This window comes from Chitinophaga sp. W3I9, from assembly GCF_050434025.1.
GTDB lineage: Bacteria > Bacteroidota > Bacteroidia > Chitinophagales > Chitinophagaceae > Chitinophaga.
Genome location: NZ_JBNPWC010000001.1, coordinates 2,085,002 through 2,102,768 on the forward strand (window position 1 = coordinate 2,085,002; position 17,767 = coordinate 2,102,768).

Here is a 17,767-nt window from a genome sequence, read left to right on the forward strand (position 1 = left end):
TTTCACATATTGCAGGGGTGTTTGTAAACGACCCGTAAATAAAATGAGTTATACTGGTATCATCACCCTGTTAATCATTCTCACTAATGTGGTTATTTCCTGGAGAGGATTTAAAAGCCGCACCGTGTTCAATAAGTATGAATTTGAAGTAGAAAGAATCCTGCTGTACAAGGAATACCGGCGTTTGATCACCTGCGGATTCCTGCATGTCAGCTGGAAACACCTGATCTTTAACATGATTTCCCTCCTGCTTTTCAGCGTCATGCTGGAAGCTGATATGGGTCCCGTCGCTTACGTTTGCATTTACCTCGGAAGCCTTATTGGCGGAAACCTGCTATCCCTGTACATTCACCGGCGTGAGAACGACTATAGTGCAGTAGGCGCTTCCGGCGCCATCTGCGGAATCATTTTCGCTTCTATCGTCCTGTATCCGGGTATGATGGTGAACTTCTTCGGACTGTTTCCCGTACCCGGATGGGTGTATGGCATCGTATACATATTGTATTCTATTTACGGTATCAAGTCACGCCGCGATAACATAGGCCACGATGCCCACCTGGGCGGCGCTATGGCGGGCATGCTCATCGGGTTGATGATTGAACCGGCAGCGATTACACAAAATATCGCTGTTATTATCGCGCTCACAGTACCCTGTGTATTCTTCATGTATGTCATTATTCACAAGCCACATATTATCCTGGTCGATAACTATTTTTATAATCAGCATCATGTGCTGGCGGATATCGATGACCTGTACAATGTGGAAAAAGCCAACCGCCAGAAAGAAGTGGATGCGATTCTTGATAAAATCCATCATAAAGGGATTAACAGCTTAACCAAAACAGAAAAAGAAAAACTGGAGCGATACTCCCGCCAGATAAGTTAATAAAAAAGGCGCCGGCCTTTGCCCTTACCAGACAACCGGGAACCCGCATCGGTACCTGGTTTATACTGGTAAAGACAAAGGCCGGACGCCTTTTTTCTTTAGTAGCTCTTAATTTTTATACACCCTTACATAATCTATTTCCAGCGAAGCACTGTTGAACGCCGGATCAATGGCCCCGCCGAAATGCCCTCCCATTGCGAAATTCAGGATCACAAAGAAATCATGATTAAACGGCACATTGCCTGAATTAGGGAAAGTATAAAACAGTTGGTCATCTACATAAAACCTCAGTAATGCAGGTGACCAATCCACGGTATACTTATGAAACACGGTGGTTTCATTCTGTACCATTACCGTACCCCCGTCGGCGTTAGCACCGGCATGATTGGGATGATGCACTGTACCATATATTTTATTGGGCTCGTTACCTTTGTGTTCCATAATATCTATTTCCCCACAGGCAGGCCAGCCGGCGGTAGTAATGTTACTGCCCAGCATCCAGATGGCAGGCCAGGTGCCACCACCCGCAGGCAGTTTGGCGCTGACCTCTACTTTACCATAGGTAAAGGCAAACTTATCCCGGGTGAGTATTCTTGCGGAGGTATAAGCACTGCCGGAATAGTTTTTCCTTCATGGCGGTAATTTTCAGGATACCATTGGAAATACTCACATTCTTCGACCGGTCGGTGTAGTACTGCGACTCCGCATTGCCCCAGCCATTATCGCCGGTGCCAATGTCGTAGCCCCATTTGGCAGGATCGGGCGCGCCATCGGTGTTAAACTCATCTGACCATACCAGCCCGGAAGCAATAGTAACCGTTACGTCGGCGGACTTACTCAGCGTAAGTCCATCTGCACTTTTAGCTGTTACTTTTACGGCATAGGTGCCGCTGCCGGGATAGGTATAGTTGGTAATACCATTGGCAACGGTTTTATTGATCCCATTTCCAAAATCATAATCATAACTAACCGCGTTATTGGCAGCAGCGGTAAAAGCTACTGCCCCGCTGTTGTCTGTATTTACCACCACATGAAGTGTCAGATTGGTGGGCGCGGTTTTCGCCGGTGGCGCTTTTTCATTTTTTCCGCAGCTGGTAGTACTGATCAGTAATGCCAGCATCATTCCTGTGATATATTTCATACGCTATTGAATTGCTATTATTTTAACATACCATGCACCGGGACTCTGTAAGCAACGCAGGGTCATCTGCGTGGCGGTTCTTTCAAGTACCTGGTATTTATGTACGCCTTTATACATGCCCAGGTGTCCTTTGCTGGAAAAAGTAATATACTCCGCAGTGGCACTGCCGTCGTAACCAAATGTTTCCGTGTAGCCGGCAGCTTTAGGCCCTGTTAAGGTAAAGTCACCCTCGCCGCTAAGCGACGGATCAAAATCTTTCAGGTACTCTTTAGATCCAAAAATATCATTGTTGGTTTCATGGGTAAAGGCATTGCCGTTCGCAGTGAAGGTATACACGTCGTCATAAATACCCAGGCCCGCTTTTTCATCGGGACCAGCCGCCCACCACGCCGGGGTAAATACCGCCGCATCTGATACGCCCAGGTGTCCGGGATTGTCTTTATCCACCCGCCATTTTTTGGTGCCGTTGTTGGTAAGCATGGCCACAAAAGCAGGATCCGGCTCAAATGCCCTGAATACCGTGATCTCCTGTGCATTGGTGCTGAAGTTGCCGGCCTTTCCATAAACGGTTACACTTACCGTAAGCGTTTTGATGCCCGTATGATCATATTGGTATTGAAAAACAGAGCTGGTAGATGTTTTAGCGGGTTTGCCATCACCAAAATCTACTTTATAGTTGATGGTATTGTCGGCAGCAACATTTACCACTATCGTTCCTGCGCCGCCGCCATTTGGATGCGTGGCGTCTTTACCCGTGATCTCAATATTTAAGATCGGTTTGGATGGTGTGATGATATCGCCGAACCGGAAATCATCTTTATTACAACTGTTCATCACCATCAATACAAACAGCAGCACCGGTGTTAATAGCTTTATATGTATTCTCATAACCGTGGATTAGTTAGTTAAAGTAATATCGTCAAACAAAAGGGTGAAGTTGTTACTGCCATCTCCCGTTACGCCGTTGTCCAGGAAAAAGAGGATGTTCTGCAGGCGTTTGCTGTTATCTTTTATTTTTCCGGAGAAATCAAACGTGAGCTCTTCCCAGGCATTTGCTACAGTGGTGACCATCTCCACGTTTTCCTGGAAAGTGTTATCGCCGTTTCTTTCCAGTTGCAGTAATACCCGCATGCCGGCGCGCCAGGAATATACTTTTACCCTGAACTTTTTGTGCTGCGTAAAATCAATGGGATCGGTCATTACAATAAAGTTGCCGGCCCATACTTCCGCTTTTGTCTTTACAATTTTACCAACGGTAGCACTGGTATTGATACCGCTCCGCACGGGATTGGCGATCACAGAAGTAGCGCTGCCGCCAAAGTCGCCCCAGGCATAGTTAACGGTCGGCAGCTCAAAGGTCATGGGCAGTGTGAGCGGATCATAAATCGTCACGTCTTTTGTAACAACGGTGGTGGCTTTTCCCCCGCTCAATGCTTCCACTTTAACGGTATACACACCGCCTTTGGCATAAGTGTGTTTTATATTGGCGCCGGCGGCAATCAGCACCGGTTCTTCGTTTGGAACTTCGCCGAAAGATACTTTGAAACCACCGGTGGCATACAGCCCAGTGGCAGATAGGGTGAGTTCATGCGCGTTGCCCGTAGTAGTAACGGTTACATTTTCCGGCGCCCGGAAAGTGACGGTCAGCTGTGCGGTGGTATCCGATTTTAACCCGCTCAAACCGGTGGTCACCACCTTCACGGGATATGTCCCTTCTTTATATACATGCGTGGTGTTCTTTCCGGGTAACACCGTTACGGGTGCGGTAGTCCCATCTCCAAAATAAATATCATAGCTGGTACCTCCTGCGCTGTTGGGCGTAATGGTCACCTGCCCGGAATTATCATCCGCAATTTTAAACAACAGCGATTCATCGGAAGGCGCTTGTATGGAATTTAAAAACGACAGATCGTCGTCTGTTAACTTGGTGCAACTGCTTAGCGCAAATGCCAGTAGTATATATGAAAGTCTTTTCATGCTTTTTGTTTTACTGATAAGCGATTAATACCCTGGATTCTGTGGTAAGTTGGATATTTCCACTTCCCTTTGTGGCAGTGGGAACAACTCATTTTTACCTGTTTTGAAACCGGTGATGGTGGTAGCAGCTTTACCTGTTCTTACGAGATCAAAGAAGCGGTCGCCTTCCATGGCCAGCTCCAGCCGGCGTTCTTTCCAGATGGCGTCTGTTAAGGCGCTGCCGGTTAAGGTAATATCGTGCGCATTATCCCTGAAAGCACGGCGGCGAACTTTGTTCAGGTAGGTTTGTGCTTTGGCATCATTGGGTGTGGTAGCACGGTTGTTGGCTTCTGCGGCCATCAGTAATACATCGGCATAACGGATAGTTCTGTAGTTATTGAGATAGTTTAGTTCCAGCTGACCGGAAGTTTCTCCTTTTCTTGGTAAATATTTCTGGTTGTATAAACCGGTATTTTTATAAGGTGCTACCTGGTAAGTAATTTTAAAATCCGGGTGTGCATTTTTGTAGGCTTCTATATCCAGTACCGTAACGTCTTTCCGCTGATCGCCTGCAGCGTAGGCGTTGGCGAGGTTCTGGGTGGGTAAGTTGGTGCTCCATCCGGAGGCATAGGGACTGCCACCGTTTAATCCCCGTATTCCACACTGCTGTACAGCATAGTTGCCCTGTCCACGGGTAGCGGCGCCCCAGTTGTAGTAGGGAGAAAGATTGGAATATTGAATTTCAAAAACAGACTCAATACCATTTTCTCCTGACTGCAGAAAAATATCTCCAAATTCAGCTACCAGCGTAAACGGGCCATTCACCACATTCTCCAGCATGGCCGCGGCTTCGTTGAACTTGTTCTGATAGAGCAGTACTTTCCCCAGCAATGCCTGTGCGGCGTATTTGGTAATACGTCCGGCCTGTGGCTGCGTAGCAGGTAATACAGCAATGGCATTGTTCAGATCCAGCTCTATCTGTTTATATACATCTGCTTTGGGAGACCTGGGCAATGTCCTGGAATCGGCCAGTGTTAATCTTTTATCAGCAAACAGGGGGACATCTCCAAAAAATTTCACCAGCGTGAAATAATAATACGCCCGCAGGAAATAGGTTTCTCCATACAGCGCTTCTTTGCCGGGAAAATCAACCGTGCCGCCGCCGGGGTTCTTGTCCTTAAACTGGGTCAGGTAGTTTACACGGTTAATGCCCTCATAGGAAGCAGACCATATCTCCGTTAAGTAATCATTATTGGTGGTGATGGCATAATCATCCATCTGTTGTAATCCCAGTACATCGGAGGCACTTTCACCGCCGCTTACGGAGTTGTCGGAAGCAATATCACCAATGGGTACCGCCTGGTTCAGCCACTGGATAGGAGAGTAGGTACTCACCGCCATGGTCCGGTAATCGCTTTCACTTTTCAGGTAATCCTGGTCTGTTACGTTAAAGCTGTCGCTCGGTTTGTAATCGACCCACTTTTTGCAGGAGCTCATGGCAATCGTGAAATAAAGTATGCCTGCTATTTTCAGTATGTTTTTCATTTGTTGTCTTTTTACTTTGAACATTACAGTTTTAAATCAATACCTAAAGACCAGGTCCTGGCCTGTGGATAAGCGCCTCTGTCGATGCCCGATTCCATTATACCACCGGCGATTTCAGGATCAAAGCCGGAGTAACGGGTAAACGTATACGCGTTTTTAACCTGGGCAAATACACGTACCTGTTTAAATCCTGCACGGTCCAGCACAGAACGGGGGAAGGTATATCCCAGCTGTATGTTTTTTAGTTTTACGAAAGAACCATCTTCCACGTAGCGGTCGGATACCCGCGCATTATTGTTGGCGTCCGTAAAAGAGTAGCGTGGGTGACGGGCATCATTGGTACTTCCGGGCCCGGTCCAGCGGGCGAGTATATCGCGGAATTTGTTGGTATATGTAGCATTTCTTTCGTATGCCCGGTAGATATCGTTGCCAACAGAAGCATACGTGAAAATGTTCAGGTCGAAGTTTTTATAACCCAGAGAAAGGTTCCAGCCCATCGTGAATTTCGGGAAGGGATTGCCGATGTTTGTTTTATCCTTGTCCGTAATTTCTCCATCGCCGTTTACATCCACAAAGCGGATATCGCCGGGCTGCGCCCCACTTTGTTTGGGCGCTTTGTTTACTTCGTCGGCCGACTGGAATAAGCCGGCTGTTTTGAATCCGTAGAAATAGCCGGGCGCTTTGCCGGTTTCAAAAGCAGTAACCGTTTGCGACTGACCATTGAAATAACTGCCACCATACAGTATGAAGGAGTTATCAGAGTTGGTGCCGGTTACTTCGTTTTCGGAAGTGGTGAAAGTCACGTTGGTATTAATGGAAAGGTCGCGGCCTATTTTATCGGTGTAACCGAGGTTGAGATCTATACCACTGCTTTTGGTAGAACCGATGTTGGCATCCGGCACTTTAGCCGTTCCCAGGAAAAGGGATACAATAGGTTTGAACAGCAAACCCTTTACGCTTTTCTGGAAGTAATCGGCGCTGAGGTTAAACTTGTTATGGAAGAAGGTAACATCAAAACCAGCATTAAACTGGGTTTGTTTTTCCCAGCTCAGCGTAGTATTGGCATAGGAACCTACCGTAGATCCCGACAGGAAAGTATTGCCAAAAGTATATCCGTTGTTATTGCCGTCGTCGTAATTAGGACCGCCTGTTACAATCCTGGGGAAAGCCGGGTTGGTGTTTTCATTTCCCACAGTACCATAGCTGCCTCTTATTTTCAGATAGTTGACAAAATCAGAGTGAAAGAAATTTTCTGAAGACGCTACCCAGCCCAGTGAACCGGAAAGGAAGTCTGCGAATTTATTATCTGTACCAAAGGCAAAGGAACCATCCCTGCGCATGGTAACGGAGGCGAGGTATTTATCTTTGTAATCATAGTTGATCCTGCCGAAGTAAGATAAATTTTTACGGAATCCGTTGTATTTGCTGGCTGTTTGTCCGTTCAGGTTGGCGGGAATATCTCCTTTGGAGTTATAGATCTTTACTGGTACATTATTGATCACCGTATCTATAATATAAGGAATAGCAGCGGTATTGATACCGGTGGCGGCGTTGTAATCTGCAAACTGCCACGAGTTGAAAGGTACGTCCTGCCGGGTAACGGTCATGCCGTTGTTAGTAGATTTAAAAAAGGAGATACCGGCTACCGCATCAAAGTGATGATCATTTTTGATATTGAAGTTATAGTTCAGATAGGTTTCTGACGTAAAACTGGCTGCGCTGTTCTTAAACTCGCTCACGCTGTTGTGGGTGGAACCCGCCAGCATGCCCAGTTCATTTTTGAGCGGAATGGCATTGCCATCCGCACCCATGGTGTTTTCCACGTTCAGCGGACCATAAAACACCAGCGGCGTAAAGTTCTTGCCGGTTTGGTCGTAATTGGTATAGCCAAAGCGGGTGGTCGCTTTTAGGTTCTTCAGGATATCGTACTGTAGTTCTACTTTTCCGAACAGTTTGTTGCCGCTGGAAGTATTGTAGGTATTTTCCAGTTTGGTAAGCGGGTTGAAAATTTCGGAGGTAAGGAGGTTACTGAAGCTATATTTACCGGGTGTATTCGGTATTTCATTATATACCGGCAGGGTAGGATCAAAGTTCAGTGCGCTGCCGATAATGGAATTGAACGAATTTTCCTGTATTCCTTTATTTTTAATATTGGCGAAGCTGGTGTTCACGATCAATTTCAGGCGATTGGTGACATCGGCGGTGATATTGGCAGTACCATTGATCCTGTTGAAATTGGATTTACTGCCGCCGCCAACAATACCATCCTGTCCAAGGTAGCTGCCGGAAATGAAATAGGTGATCTTGTCTCCACCGCCTCTTGCGCTGGCATTATAATTTTGCATGGGCGCCTGGTGGAAAATCTCTTTCTGCCAGTTGGTACCTACGCCCATTTTGGAAAGGTCGGGAAAGATGATGTTGCCGCCGGAAGCTACGCTGCCTTCATTGATGATGCCGGCGTATTCAGTGGCATTCAGCACTCCTATGGTTTTGAATACTTCCTGTATGCCATAATTGGCGTTCACGGTAATTTCGGGCCGTTGATTCCTTCTGCCGCTGCGGGTGGTGACCATAATCACGCCGTTGCCGCCTTTTACGCCATAAATAGCGGTGGTAGCAGCATCTTTCAGCACGTTGATGGATTCAATGTCTGCTGCGTTCACGGCATTCAGGTCGTCCAGCGTTTGAGGTACGCCATCTATTACCACCAGTGGGTCGGAACCGCTGTAAGAGGGGATACCGCGTATCAGCACAGTAGGCTTGGCGCCGGGGGAACCGCTTTGGATAACGCTTACGCCGGAAGCCCTTCCCTGCAGGGCTTCTTCTGCCCTTACGGGCCGGAGATTGGCGATATCCGCTCCCTTCACTGTGGAGATGGCGCCGGATATTTTGGTTACCTTCTGGGTGCCGTAACCTACTACCACTACTTCTCCCAGTTCTTTATTGGAGAGCGCCAGCTGTACTGCTAACGGCGAAGCTCCTACCGCTATATGAAAGGTGGTATATCCGATGGCGGAGATATCCAGCACTTTCTCTTCCGGTGTTACGGATATAGAGAAGGCGCCATTGGCATCTGCTGCTACGGCAGTTTTGGATAGTTTAGCTATTACAGAAGCGCCGGGTATAGGCGCCCCGGTTTCATCTGTTACCTTACCGGTAACGGTTTTGTTTTGCGCCCACAATGTGGAGGCAAATAATAGCAATAGCGGGATAAGAATGCTTTGTAAGAGTTTTTTCATACGTGAATTTTTTGTTGACGATTTTACATGCGGGGTACTTTCACCAGCATCGGTGTGCTGGCGGTAAACGTGAAATCCCGTTGATGTTTATTTCATTTTATGGCTGCAGGTGATCTTTTTTACAGCATCGTGGTGTTCTGCATTTTTTTAAATGGATGGATGATTTCAGTTGACTAAGTACTATTTTTATACTGTTTTGATTGGGCTAAAATTACACCTTCCACAGAACGAAGCCAATTTTCCGACTACATCTATACTGCATCACAATTGGATAAATGATTGATTATTAATAAATTTAAACTACATCATTACTACATCACCGGAAGTAATCCTATATTTTATGAAAAGATGGTGGCTGTTTTTTTTATGCATCGGGTGTTTCCGGATGGCCGCAGGTCAGAATACGATCGGGTTGCCCCGGATCATCAATTATAGTAAAAGCGACTTCCAGGCAGGCACCCAAACCTGGGATATTGAACAGGACAGCAAAGGCATCATGTACTTCGCCAACAACGAAGGAATGCTTACCTATGATGGCAGTCACTGGAAAGCATACCCGCTTCCAAACCGTACTATTGTGCGCGCATTGGCCATTGATACGGTCGACCGGATCTATGCCGGTGGCCAGGGAGAACTCGGCTACTTCGCACCCGGGCCAAACGGTAATCTCGTTTATACCTCCCTGAGGGACCTTGTTCCTGCCTCACATAATAAGTTTGCGGACATCTGGCGGATAGAAATTTATAAAAGAAGCTGTTTTCTTCCAGGCTTCCGACCGCATCTTCGAATACCGGAATAACAGTATTAAAGTATATCCCAGCGAGTGGTTGTACCTGAAACAGGCCGGCCATAGACTGTATGCACAGGATAAGTATAATGGACTGATGCTGTTTAAAAATAATGAATGGCAGCCCGTTAATACCGGCCATAAATTTACAGACGGCCTCATATCCGGCATTATAGGCATCGGGGCTGATACGCTCCTGGTGATAACCCAGGCAAAAGGACAATTCCTTTTACGCAACGACTCCATCATCCAGCAACACGCAGCCTTTTCCACCGGCAATGTGAATATCTCCGCACAGATCAACGCCATGGAATTTGTGGCAGGCACCTCCACGGAAGGTTGCGTGGTGCTCAACTTCAACGGCGAAGTGGTGCAAAAGATTTCCCGCACGGAAGGACTTCAGAATAATGACGTGATCAGCGTCTTCCTTGATAAACATAATAACCTCTGGGCCGGGCTCAATAATGGTATCAGCTTTATCGCCTACAATGCCGCCATAAAATATATTACACCCAGTAAAAGCAATGAGCTGTCGGGATACTCCACCCGTATCTTTAATAATGAACTGTACATTGCCACATCGGACGGCGCCTGGTACGTGCCGCTGGCGGCTGCCTCGGGCGATCTCAGTTTCTCCAAAGGTGATTTTACCCGCGTAAGGAACAGCAAGGCAGAAGTGTGGCGCCTCGATGAGGTGAACAATCACATCCTGCTGGCACAACACACCGGCAGCGCTGTCCTGAAAGATCACAGCGCCGTGCCGCTATTTGCTGAACCCGGCGCCTGGCTGTATAAACCGGTATCGGCAGTGTATCCTGCAAAAAACGTCCTGGTAGGCAGTTATACCGGCGTGCAGCTGCTGGAATACAGTGCCGGCCAGTTTACCGATAAAGGAAAACTGGAAGGGGTAGGAGAGTCGCTGCGTTTCCTGGAAATAGATAATAACAACATCATCTGGGCGTCGCACCCGTACCGGGGCGTTTATAAGCTGCAGCTGTCGGCCGATAACAAAACCGTTTCTTCCCAATTGCTCACGGATAGTGCGGGGCTGCCTTCAGCGCTGAGTAATTATGTTTTTAAGATAAAGAACCGCGTGGTGTTCTGCACGGGTAAAGGGGTATATGAATTTGATCCGGCCACCAACCGGTTTGTTCCTTCCGCCTTCCTGACGCCCATACTGGGCAACATGGAAATACGGTATATGAATGAAGATGCCGATGGTAATATCTGGTTTTGCAGCGGCAAGGATATTGGGGTGGTGAATTTCAACCAGTCTTCCGGCGATAAACCATTTACCATTACCTGGATACCAGAGCTGAACGGCAAGATATTACTGGGATTTGAAAACATTTATCCCTATAATAAAGAGAATATTTTCATTGGCTCCGAAAAAGGCACTATTCACCTGAACTATGAAAAGTATGCCACCAACAAACAGGCGGTGAAGGTTTTACTGGGGCAGGTAAAGGCTTTTGGTAAATCCGACAGTGTTATTTTCGGCGGCTATTTCCATCACCGCGGAGCGGCCGGTTATTTACAGGATGACACCGAAATGGTGGCTTTACCAAAAGGATATAACTCCTTCCATTTTGAATACAGCTCGCCGGCATACGGACTGCAAAGTAATATAGAATACAGCTACCAGCTGGAAGGATACGATCAGCGCTGGTCCGCCTGGTCGCCCAAAACAGAAAAGGATTACACCAACCTTCCGGACGGTAAATATCTTTTTAAAATAAAAGCACACGATAACCTCGGACATGAATCAGAAGTGGTGACCTACAGTTTTGAAGTGCTGCCCGCATGGTATAAAACTACCTGGGCGTATATTGGCTATGTGTTGTTGTTCCTCGCTGTGCTATATCTCCTGAACCGCTGGCAGGAAAGGAACCTGCGCATCCAGCAGCGCCGCTTTGACGAGGAGCAGCAGCGTCTTAAATATATTCACCAGCTGGAGCTGGGAAAAAAACGAAAAGGAAATCATCAAGCTGCAGAATGAAAAGCTGGCGAATGAAATACATTTTAAAAACAACGCGCTGGCAGATGCGTCCATGCACCTGGTGGAGAGAGGCGATGCGCTGGTGAAAGTAAAAGATATCCTGGCATCGGTATATAAAAAGAATGGTAACAACCCGGAAATCAAGAACGCGCTGTTATTGTTAAATGATGTAGAAAAGAATAATGATAACTGGGATCAGTTCGCCGCTCATTTTGATGAGATCAACAATAACTTCCTGAAGAAGCTGAAAAGCAAATTCCCTGCCTTGACGAATACCGATCTGAAGGTTTGTGCTTACCTGCAGCTGAAATTATCTACCAAAGAAATTGCGCAGCTGATGGCCATTTCGGTGCGGGGCGTGGAAATAAAGCGGTACCGCCTCCGGAAGAAACTGAACCTGCTGACGGAGCAGTCGATGACAGACTTCCTGAATGAGATCTGATTTATTCAAATGAGGAGGCAGTGAGGATCCGCTCAATTTTCATTACTTTAGTGGCGATACCACCAACCTTATCAACCATCAGCGTATTCTGCAACGATAATGCACGACAATATCTATATTGACAAATCACTGTTTCAGCGCATTTCTGAGGGCGATGAAGCGGCGTTTGGTATCCTCTTCAATACTTCCCTGACAACGCTGGAACCATTTATCCGGAAAATGGTGAAGTCGCCCGAGAACGCCAAAGAGGTGATCCAGGCTACTTTCCTGCGGGTATGGCTGAGCCGCGACAAGCTCGCGGACATCGACCATCCGAAAGCCTGGCTATTTAAAGTGGCCGCCAACGAGTGTTATACTTACCTGAAAAAAGAAGCCAACGAATACCGCCTGCGCGGAACGGCAGTGGTTACCGCCGATGACACCGATACCGCTACCCGGCGGCTCACACTGAAAGAATTGCATACTGTTATAGAAGAAGCCGTGATGTTGCTGTCGCCGCAACGCCGGCGCATTTACCAGATGAGCCGCAATCGTGGTATGAAGATCCCGGAAATAGCCACAGAGCTGGATTTGTCGCCCAACTCTGTTAAAAATGCCCTGGTGTTTTCCCTGAAAGCCATACGGGAGCACCTGCGTCGCAACGGGCATGCCATCCCGCTTGTTTACCTGATTTTTATTTGCAGGTAAAAAATATTTTTAAACAGATAGGTCCTTTAGGTCGTTAGCCTATTCTTAATACCGGGGAGCCGTTTAAATCCCGGTTTTCTTTTTACGCATGCAGGAGCAAAGGGTCATATATTTATTGCAACAGCGACTTTCCGGTAACGAAACGGTCGAAGAGCAGGAAGAGTTGTACACATTGCTGGAAGACGACGGCAACATGGAAATACTCATGGCCGCGCTGACGGATCTGATGTGGCAGGCGCCTGCGGATACCACCCCCGTCGATACTGCCGCCCGCACCGCTTTGCTGCAAAGTATTACCGGCGCAGACCTTACCACTCCTTTTGTGGAAACCGTGCAACCGGTGAAGTTTATACACCGCCTCTGGTGGGCTGCCGCCATAGTTACCGGCCTGCTGTTAGCCACCGGTTTATATTTCCTGCTCCGGCCGGTAGCCACCATGAAACCCGTTCCTGCACTCGCACAGCGTTATAAAAATGACATCGCCCCCGGCGGCAATAAAGCCATGCTCACCCTGGCAGACGGCTCCCAGATTGTGCTGGATGAAGCCAAAAATGATACGCTCGGCAAACAAGGCAGCACCAGCATCATCAAATTACAAAACGGGCAGGTATTGTACCATGCCACCGGCGCTACCGCCCCGGTTACTTATAATACATTAACTACTCCCCGTGGCGGACAATACCAGCTTACCCTGCCAGACGGCACCCAGGTATGGCTCAATGCAGCCAGCTCCCTGCGTTTTCCTACAGCTTTCACAGGTAACAACAGAACCGTGGAACTCACCGGCGAAGGATATTTTGAAGTAGCTAAGGCGCCCGGAAAACCATTCCTGGTAAAGGCCAACGGCGCCGATATCACCGTACTGGGCACCCATTTTAATGTGATGGCATATACGAATGAAAATGCGCTGGCAGTAACCCTGCTGGAAGGCGCTGTGAACGTTGGCCGCAATGGCGTCATAAAAAAACTGCTGCCCGGCCAGCAGGCACGCATCAGCAACAGTAACAACATCACAGTAACAGGTACCGATGTGCAGGAAGCCGTAGCCTGGAAGAATGGCTTTTTTATCTTCGACCGGGCAGACATTACCACCGTGATGCGGCAGCTGGAACGCTGGTACGATATAGAAGTTGTATACGAAGGTACACCGCCCGAAATGCGCTTTGGCGGCGGTATGCAGCGCAGCCTGTCCCTATCGGGCATCCTCAAAATATTAGAAAAAAATGGAGTACTGTTTAAAATAGAAGGAAGAAAAATAACCGTATTACGATCGTAAGCATGCCATATTTTTTAACACTTAAATCTGACCAGCTATTGTACCAGAAGTAATCAAAATCAACTAAAACCAGCGCCATTAAAAAACCAGTGATGGGCAAACATCACTGGTTACAGGCAATAAATTATTCGTGTAAACTCATTTTTATCACCGAAATCAAATGTATGATTTTAACTGCTTTGTTCCAAAACAGAGAAGAGGGATCGTATTCCCTTGTCCGCAGGCCTGATCATCACCACATCAACACTTCCGGAAAGCATCACCACCAATGCAGATCTTACAACCCGGTATTTGCCGGTACAATGAAAAAAAATAATCTGCCAACCAAAATTTGGAGGATCATGAGGTTATCTGCTTTATTACTAATGGCAGGCATGCTGCAGGTTAGCGCCAAAAGCGCTGCACAACGCGTAACACTGTCTGTCAGAAACACACCGTTATCAACGGTCTTTACCACTATCAACCGGCAAACGGGCTACATCGTTTTTTATAATTACGATGCACTGCAAAGTACCCGCCCCGTTACGCTGGACATGAAAAATGCCACTATCCAGGAACTACTACACGTTTCGCTCATGGGGCAGAACCTGGAGTATGCCATCGAAGACAAAACCATTACGGTTACACGCATCGTGCCCCGTACGCCGGCATTGCCCGCCGCCCCGGCACAGATCGTAATTACCGGGCGCATTACCGATGAAAATGGTATTCCGCTGCCCGGCGTTTCGGTAGTAGTGAAAGGCACCGGCAAAGGCACACAAACCAATAACAACGGGGAGTATACCGTTGCGGTGAGAGACGAAAATGCCGTGCTGTCGTTCTCTTATGTGGGCTACGAAAAACAGGAACTTGTAGTGGGCAAAAACGGCGTTATCAGCATCACGCTGAAACCATCCAATAATAAGCTCACCGGCATCGATGTGGTGAACACCGGCTACCAGACCATTTCCCGGGAAAGGGCCACCGGCTCTTTTTCCGTCATTGATCCCTATCGCCTCCGCGCTAAACTGAAACCGGATGTGAAATCAGCCCTTGAAGGTCAAGCCACCGGGGTGGTACTCACCAAGGAAGGTAACCTGGAAATCCGTGGCGTGTCTACCTTGCTGGGCACTGCTGCCAGCGCGCCCCTGCTGGTAATCGACGGGTACCCTTCCAGCGCAGGACTGGAATCTCTCAATATCGATAACATAGAATCGATCACTGTGCTCAAGGATGCAGTAGCCGCCTCTATTTACGGCGCCCGCTCCTCCAACGGCGTAATCGTAATCGCTACCCGCACCGGCAGAAAAGGTGCGTTGCAGGTAGAATACAAAGGATCTACCGGCATCACGCTGAAACCCGATCTGTCGAATCTTAACAGGGCATCGTCCGCCGATTACGTGGATGCGGAAATAGAGCTCTATAACCAGGATCCCAACGACTATCTCACTACCTATAATAACTACGGCAGCACTTCCCGTGTTAACTACCTGCTGATCGCAAAGTCACAGGGATGGATGAACGAAAAAGATGTGACCGCGGAGCTGGATGCCCTGAAGAAAAACGACGGACTGGCACAGATGGAGAAATATTATTTCAGAAACCAGTTTACACAGCAACACAATATCTCCTTATCCGGCGGCAGTGAAAAAAGTATGCTCAACGCCGCAGTAAGATATGTATCCAATCAGAATAACACCGTCCGGAATTCAGACAACCGCCTCATCTTCGATGTGAAAAACGACTGGCAGCCCCGCAAAGGTGTGAACATCCGCCTGTTCTCCAATGTGAACTATGCCACTTCCGCTTCACCGGTGCGCGGCTGGCAAGATATGCTGGCATTCACCAACACCTCGCTGATACAACCGTACAACCTGCTGGTAGACCCGGCTACAGGAGAAACACTGAATGTGCCATCTAAAAACCAGAAGAAAGAAGACCGGTATACTGCGTTAACAGGGTTGAAACCACTGTACTATAATCCGCTGGATGATCTTGGGCTGGAAACCTACAACACAAAAGCATTGCAGATCCGGTTGGGCGGCAGCGTGAATGTAAAGATCTTCGACGGGCTGAACATAGAAGCAGGAGGTGCCTGGAGCCGCGGCGATGCACAAACCAGGTCGCTGTACGATAAAACGTCTTACCGGGTGCGGCAATGGTACGATGATAATGCTTCCATCTCCAACGGTTCCAAACATTATATCCCGGATGGCGCAGTGGTAAATGAAGCGCGCAATTTTAACCAGAGCTATATGTTCCGCACACAGCTGAACTTTAACCGGGTAATTGCAACCAAACACCGCGTAAGCGCCATCGCCGGTAATGAAATAAGCCGGAACACGGCAGATAACAATGCCCTGCCAACCCGCTTTGGATACAACGATCAGGCAGGTACGTTTTCTACTTTTAACTATGCCGATTATAATGCAGGGTCCTATAATGCAGATATGCTGGGCACCAGCAGACCTACAGCCAGCATAGGCAGTTACGCCTACCAGGATAACCGTTTTGTTTCCTGGTATGCCAACGGTTCCTATGAATATAATAACCGCTTTATTCTCAGTGGAAGTATCCGGCTGGATCAAACCAATTTCTTTGGTACCGATCCGCGCTACCGCTACAAACCGTTGTGGTCTGCCGGGGGCACCTACAAACTGGCGGAGGAAAAATTCTTTCATGTACCATTGATTGATCGCCTGGATCTGCGCGCATCCTATGGTATCAACGGAAATATTTCCCTGAACTCAGGTCCTTTCCTGATCATTACCCCTGGCAGTTATTCCAATTATACCGGAGATGTATCTTACAGTATCTCTTCACCGCCTAATAACTCGCTCCGTTGGGAAAAAACAAAAAGCACCAACTTTGGTGTGGATATCTCCCTGCTGAACAGACGGATTAATTTAACCGCCGATTATTACCTGCGTAACAGCAGTGACCTGCTGGCATCCGATGCTATTGATCCTACCCGTGGCTTCAGTTCCCTGGTGAAAAATATAGGGGAAGTAAGAAACAAAGGATATGAAATTTCAATAAATGCAGATGTATTACGGAAACGTAATTTCGTTTGGAACACTTTCCTCAATTTCAGCTACAACAATAATACGGTTGTTACCTATAATGTAAATTACCAGTATGCCTCCAGCATCACCAATGGCGCTATCAAAAAAGCAGGCGATCCGCTGGATGCCCTGTACAGCTACCAGTATGCCGGCCTCGATAATAATGGCGTATCACAATTCTATACTGCCAAAGGAGAAAAAAGCGGCGGTGGCAACGTGGCCGTGGGCGACCTGATTTACAGCGGTACCCTGCGCCCGAAATATGCGATCAGCTTAACCAATTCTTTCCGTGTGCAAAATTTCGATTTGTCTTTTATGTTTATTGCAAAGCTCGGGAATGTATTGAGGAGAGATGCCTTCAGCGGATCTAATATCCTGAACAAGCATGTATCGGAAAGATGGAAACAACCGGGCGATGAAGCCAACACCATTTATCCTAAACTCAGCAGCTGGAATATGGATATGTTCTATTTCCCTTATTCAGACATTCTCATAGAAAGCGCCAGCTACATGAAACTCCGGGATGTAACATTAACCTACGATATTAACCCTCGCCTGCTGAAACGTATCGGCTTCACCAGTACCCGGATTTATTTCCAGACAAGGAACCTGTTCATGATCACCGCTAACAGCGATCACCGTGATCCTGAAACATCAGAACTGAACCTGTCCGGTGGTACCGGCGCATTTACAGAACAAGGATTTTCTTCCCTGTCGCTGCGGCCGGAATTTTATGTAGGGTTATCATTCAGTCTTTAACAATTA

At 47.6% G+C, this 17,767-nt stretch carries 13 protein-coding genes; 7 read left to right on the forward strand and 6 right to left on the reverse strand.

Annotated elements, in window-relative coordinates; genetic code table 11:
• Positions 1–43 precede the first annotated feature (43 nt).
• Positions 44–886: a rhomboid family intramembrane serine protease gene (locus QFZ51_RS08910; RefSeq protein WP_429045182.1), complete on the forward strand. Its 843-nt coding sequence runs from the start codon at positions 44–46 to the stop codon at positions 884–886.
• 108 nt (positions 887–994) lie between these two features.
• Here QFZ51_RS08910 and QFZ51_RS08915 read toward each other — a convergent pair whose 3' ends face one another.
• From QFZ51_RS08915 to QFZ51_RS08940, 6 genes are read right to left on the reverse strand one after another with little or no spacing between them, the layout of a single operon-like run.
• On the reverse strand, positions 995–1,477 hold the full coding sequence (locus QFZ51_RS08915; RefSeq protein ID WP_429051575.1) for a glycoside hydrolase family 16 protein: 483 nt from the start codon (positions 1,475–1,477) through the stop codon (positions 995–997).
• On the reverse strand, positions 1,461–2,027 hold the full coding sequence (locus QFZ51_RS08920) for a PKD domain-containing protein (RefSeq protein WP_429045184.1): 567 nt from the start codon (positions 2,025–2,027) through the stop codon (positions 1,461–1,463). The genes QFZ51_RS08915 and QFZ51_RS08920 overlap by 17 nt, the downstream gene beginning before the upstream one ends.
• A 3-nt stretch (positions 2,028–2,030) precedes the next feature.
• Positions 2,031–2,915, reverse strand: coding sequence for a hypothetical protein (locus QFZ51_RS08925; protein WP_429045185.1), 885 nt, complete (start codon positions 2,913–2,915; stop codon positions 2,031–2,033).
• 9 nt (positions 2,916–2,924) lie between these two features.
• A complete protein-coding gene (locus QFZ51_RS08930; protein ID WP_429045186.1) occupies positions 2,925–4,004 on the reverse strand; it encodes a hypothetical protein in 1,080 nt (359 codons plus the stop codon).
• A 24-nt stretch (positions 4,005–4,028) separates the two neighbouring features.
• On the reverse strand, positions 4,029–5,528 hold the full coding sequence (locus QFZ51_RS08935) for a RagB/SusD family nutrient uptake outer membrane protein (protein ID WP_429045187.1): 1,500 nt from the start codon (positions 5,526–5,528) through the stop codon (positions 4,029–4,031).
• A 23-nt stretch (positions 5,529–5,551) separates the two neighbouring features.
• Positions 5,552–8,767, reverse strand: a complete 3,216-nt coding sequence (locus QFZ51_RS08940; RefSeq protein ID WP_429045188.1) for a SusC/RagA family TonB-linked outer membrane protein — start codon at positions 8,765–8,767, stop codon at positions 5,552–5,554.
• Positions 8,768–9,107: 340 nt separating this feature from the next.
• On the opposite strand from QFZ51_RS08940, the gene QFZ51_RS08945 reads away from it, so the two are divergent.
• The 6 genes from QFZ51_RS08945 (at position 9,108) to QFZ51_RS08970 (ending at position 17,761) form a co-directional block, all read left to right on the forward strand.
• Positions 9,108–9,566, forward strand: coding sequence for a hypothetical protein (locus tag QFZ51_RS08945; protein WP_429045190.1), 459 nt, complete (start codon positions 9,108–9,110; stop codon positions 9,564–9,566).
• A 28-nt stretch (positions 9,567–9,594) separates the two neighbouring features.
• Entirely contained in the window at positions 9,595–11,553 is a 1,959-nt protein-coding gene (locus QFZ51_RS08950; RefSeq protein ID WP_429045192.1) for a triple tyrosine motif-containing protein, read from the forward strand.
• On the forward strand, positions 11,468–11,995 hold the full coding sequence (locus QFZ51_RS08955) for a helix-turn-helix transcriptional regulator (protein ID WP_429045194.1): 528 nt from the start codon (positions 11,468–11,470) through the stop codon (positions 11,993–11,995). The genes QFZ51_RS08950 and QFZ51_RS08955 overlap by 86 nt, the downstream gene beginning before the upstream one ends.
• Before the next feature lie 99 nt (positions 11,996–12,094).
• Positions 12,095–12,682 (forward strand): RNA polymerase sigma factor, encoded by a 588-nt coding sequence (locus QFZ51_RS08960; protein WP_429045196.1) that lies wholly within the window; start codon positions 12,095–12,097, stop codon positions 12,680–12,682.
• A gap of 88 nt (positions 12,683–12,770) precedes the next feature.
• Positions 12,771–13,958 (forward strand): FecR family protein, encoded by a 1,188-nt coding sequence (locus tag QFZ51_RS08965; RefSeq protein WP_429045198.1) that lies wholly within the window; start codon positions 12,771–12,773, stop codon positions 13,956–13,958.
• A 341-nt stretch (positions 13,959–14,299) separates the two neighbouring features.
• Entirely contained in the window at positions 14,300–17,761 is a 3,462-nt protein-coding gene (locus QFZ51_RS08970) for a SusC/RagA family TonB-linked outer membrane protein (RefSeq protein ID WP_429045200.1), read from the forward strand.
• The last annotated feature ends 6 nt before the right edge of the window (positions 17,762–17,767 follow it).

Excerpts from the sequence above, each read along its gene's own strand:
- QFZ51_RS08920 (WP_429045184.1), bottom strand. The coding sequence starts at position 2,027 with ATGAAATATATCACAGGAATGATGCTGGCATTACTGATCAGTACTACC.
- QFZ51_RS08945 (WP_429045190.1), top strand. The coding sequence starts at position 9,108 with ATGAAAAGATGGTGGCTGTTTTTTTTATGCATCGGGTGTTTCCGGATG.
- QFZ51_RS08910 (WP_429045182.1), top strand. The coding sequence starts at position 44 with ATGAGTTATACTGGTATCATCACCCTGTTAATCATTCTCACTAATGTG.
- QFZ51_RS08960 (WP_429045196.1), top strand. The coding sequence starts at position 12,095 with ATGCACGACAATATCTATATTGACAAATCACTGTTTCAGCGCATTTCT.
- QFZ51_RS08940 (WP_429045188.1), bottom strand. The coding sequence starts at position 8,767 with ATGAAAAAACTCTTACAAAGCATTCTTATCCCGCTATTGCTATTATTT.
- QFZ51_RS08925 (WP_429045185.1), bottom strand. The coding sequence starts at position 2,915 with ATGAGAATACATATAAAGCTATTAACACCGGTGCTGCTGTTTGTATTG.
- QFZ51_RS08930 (WP_429045186.1), bottom strand. The coding sequence starts at position 4,004 with ATGAAAAGACTTTCATATATACTACTGGCATTTGCGCTAAGCAGTTGC.
- QFZ51_RS08935 (WP_429045187.1), bottom strand. The coding sequence starts at position 5,528 with ATGAAAAACATACTGAAAATAGCAGGCATACTTTATTTCACGATTGCC.
- QFZ51_RS08970 (WP_429045200.1), top strand. The coding sequence starts at position 14,300 with ATGAGGTTATCTGCTTTATTACTAATGGCAGGCATGCTGCAGGTTAGC.
- QFZ51_RS08965 (WP_429045198.1), top strand. The coding sequence starts at position 12,771 with ATGCAGGAGCAAAGGGTCATATATTTATTGCAACAGCGACTTTCCGGT.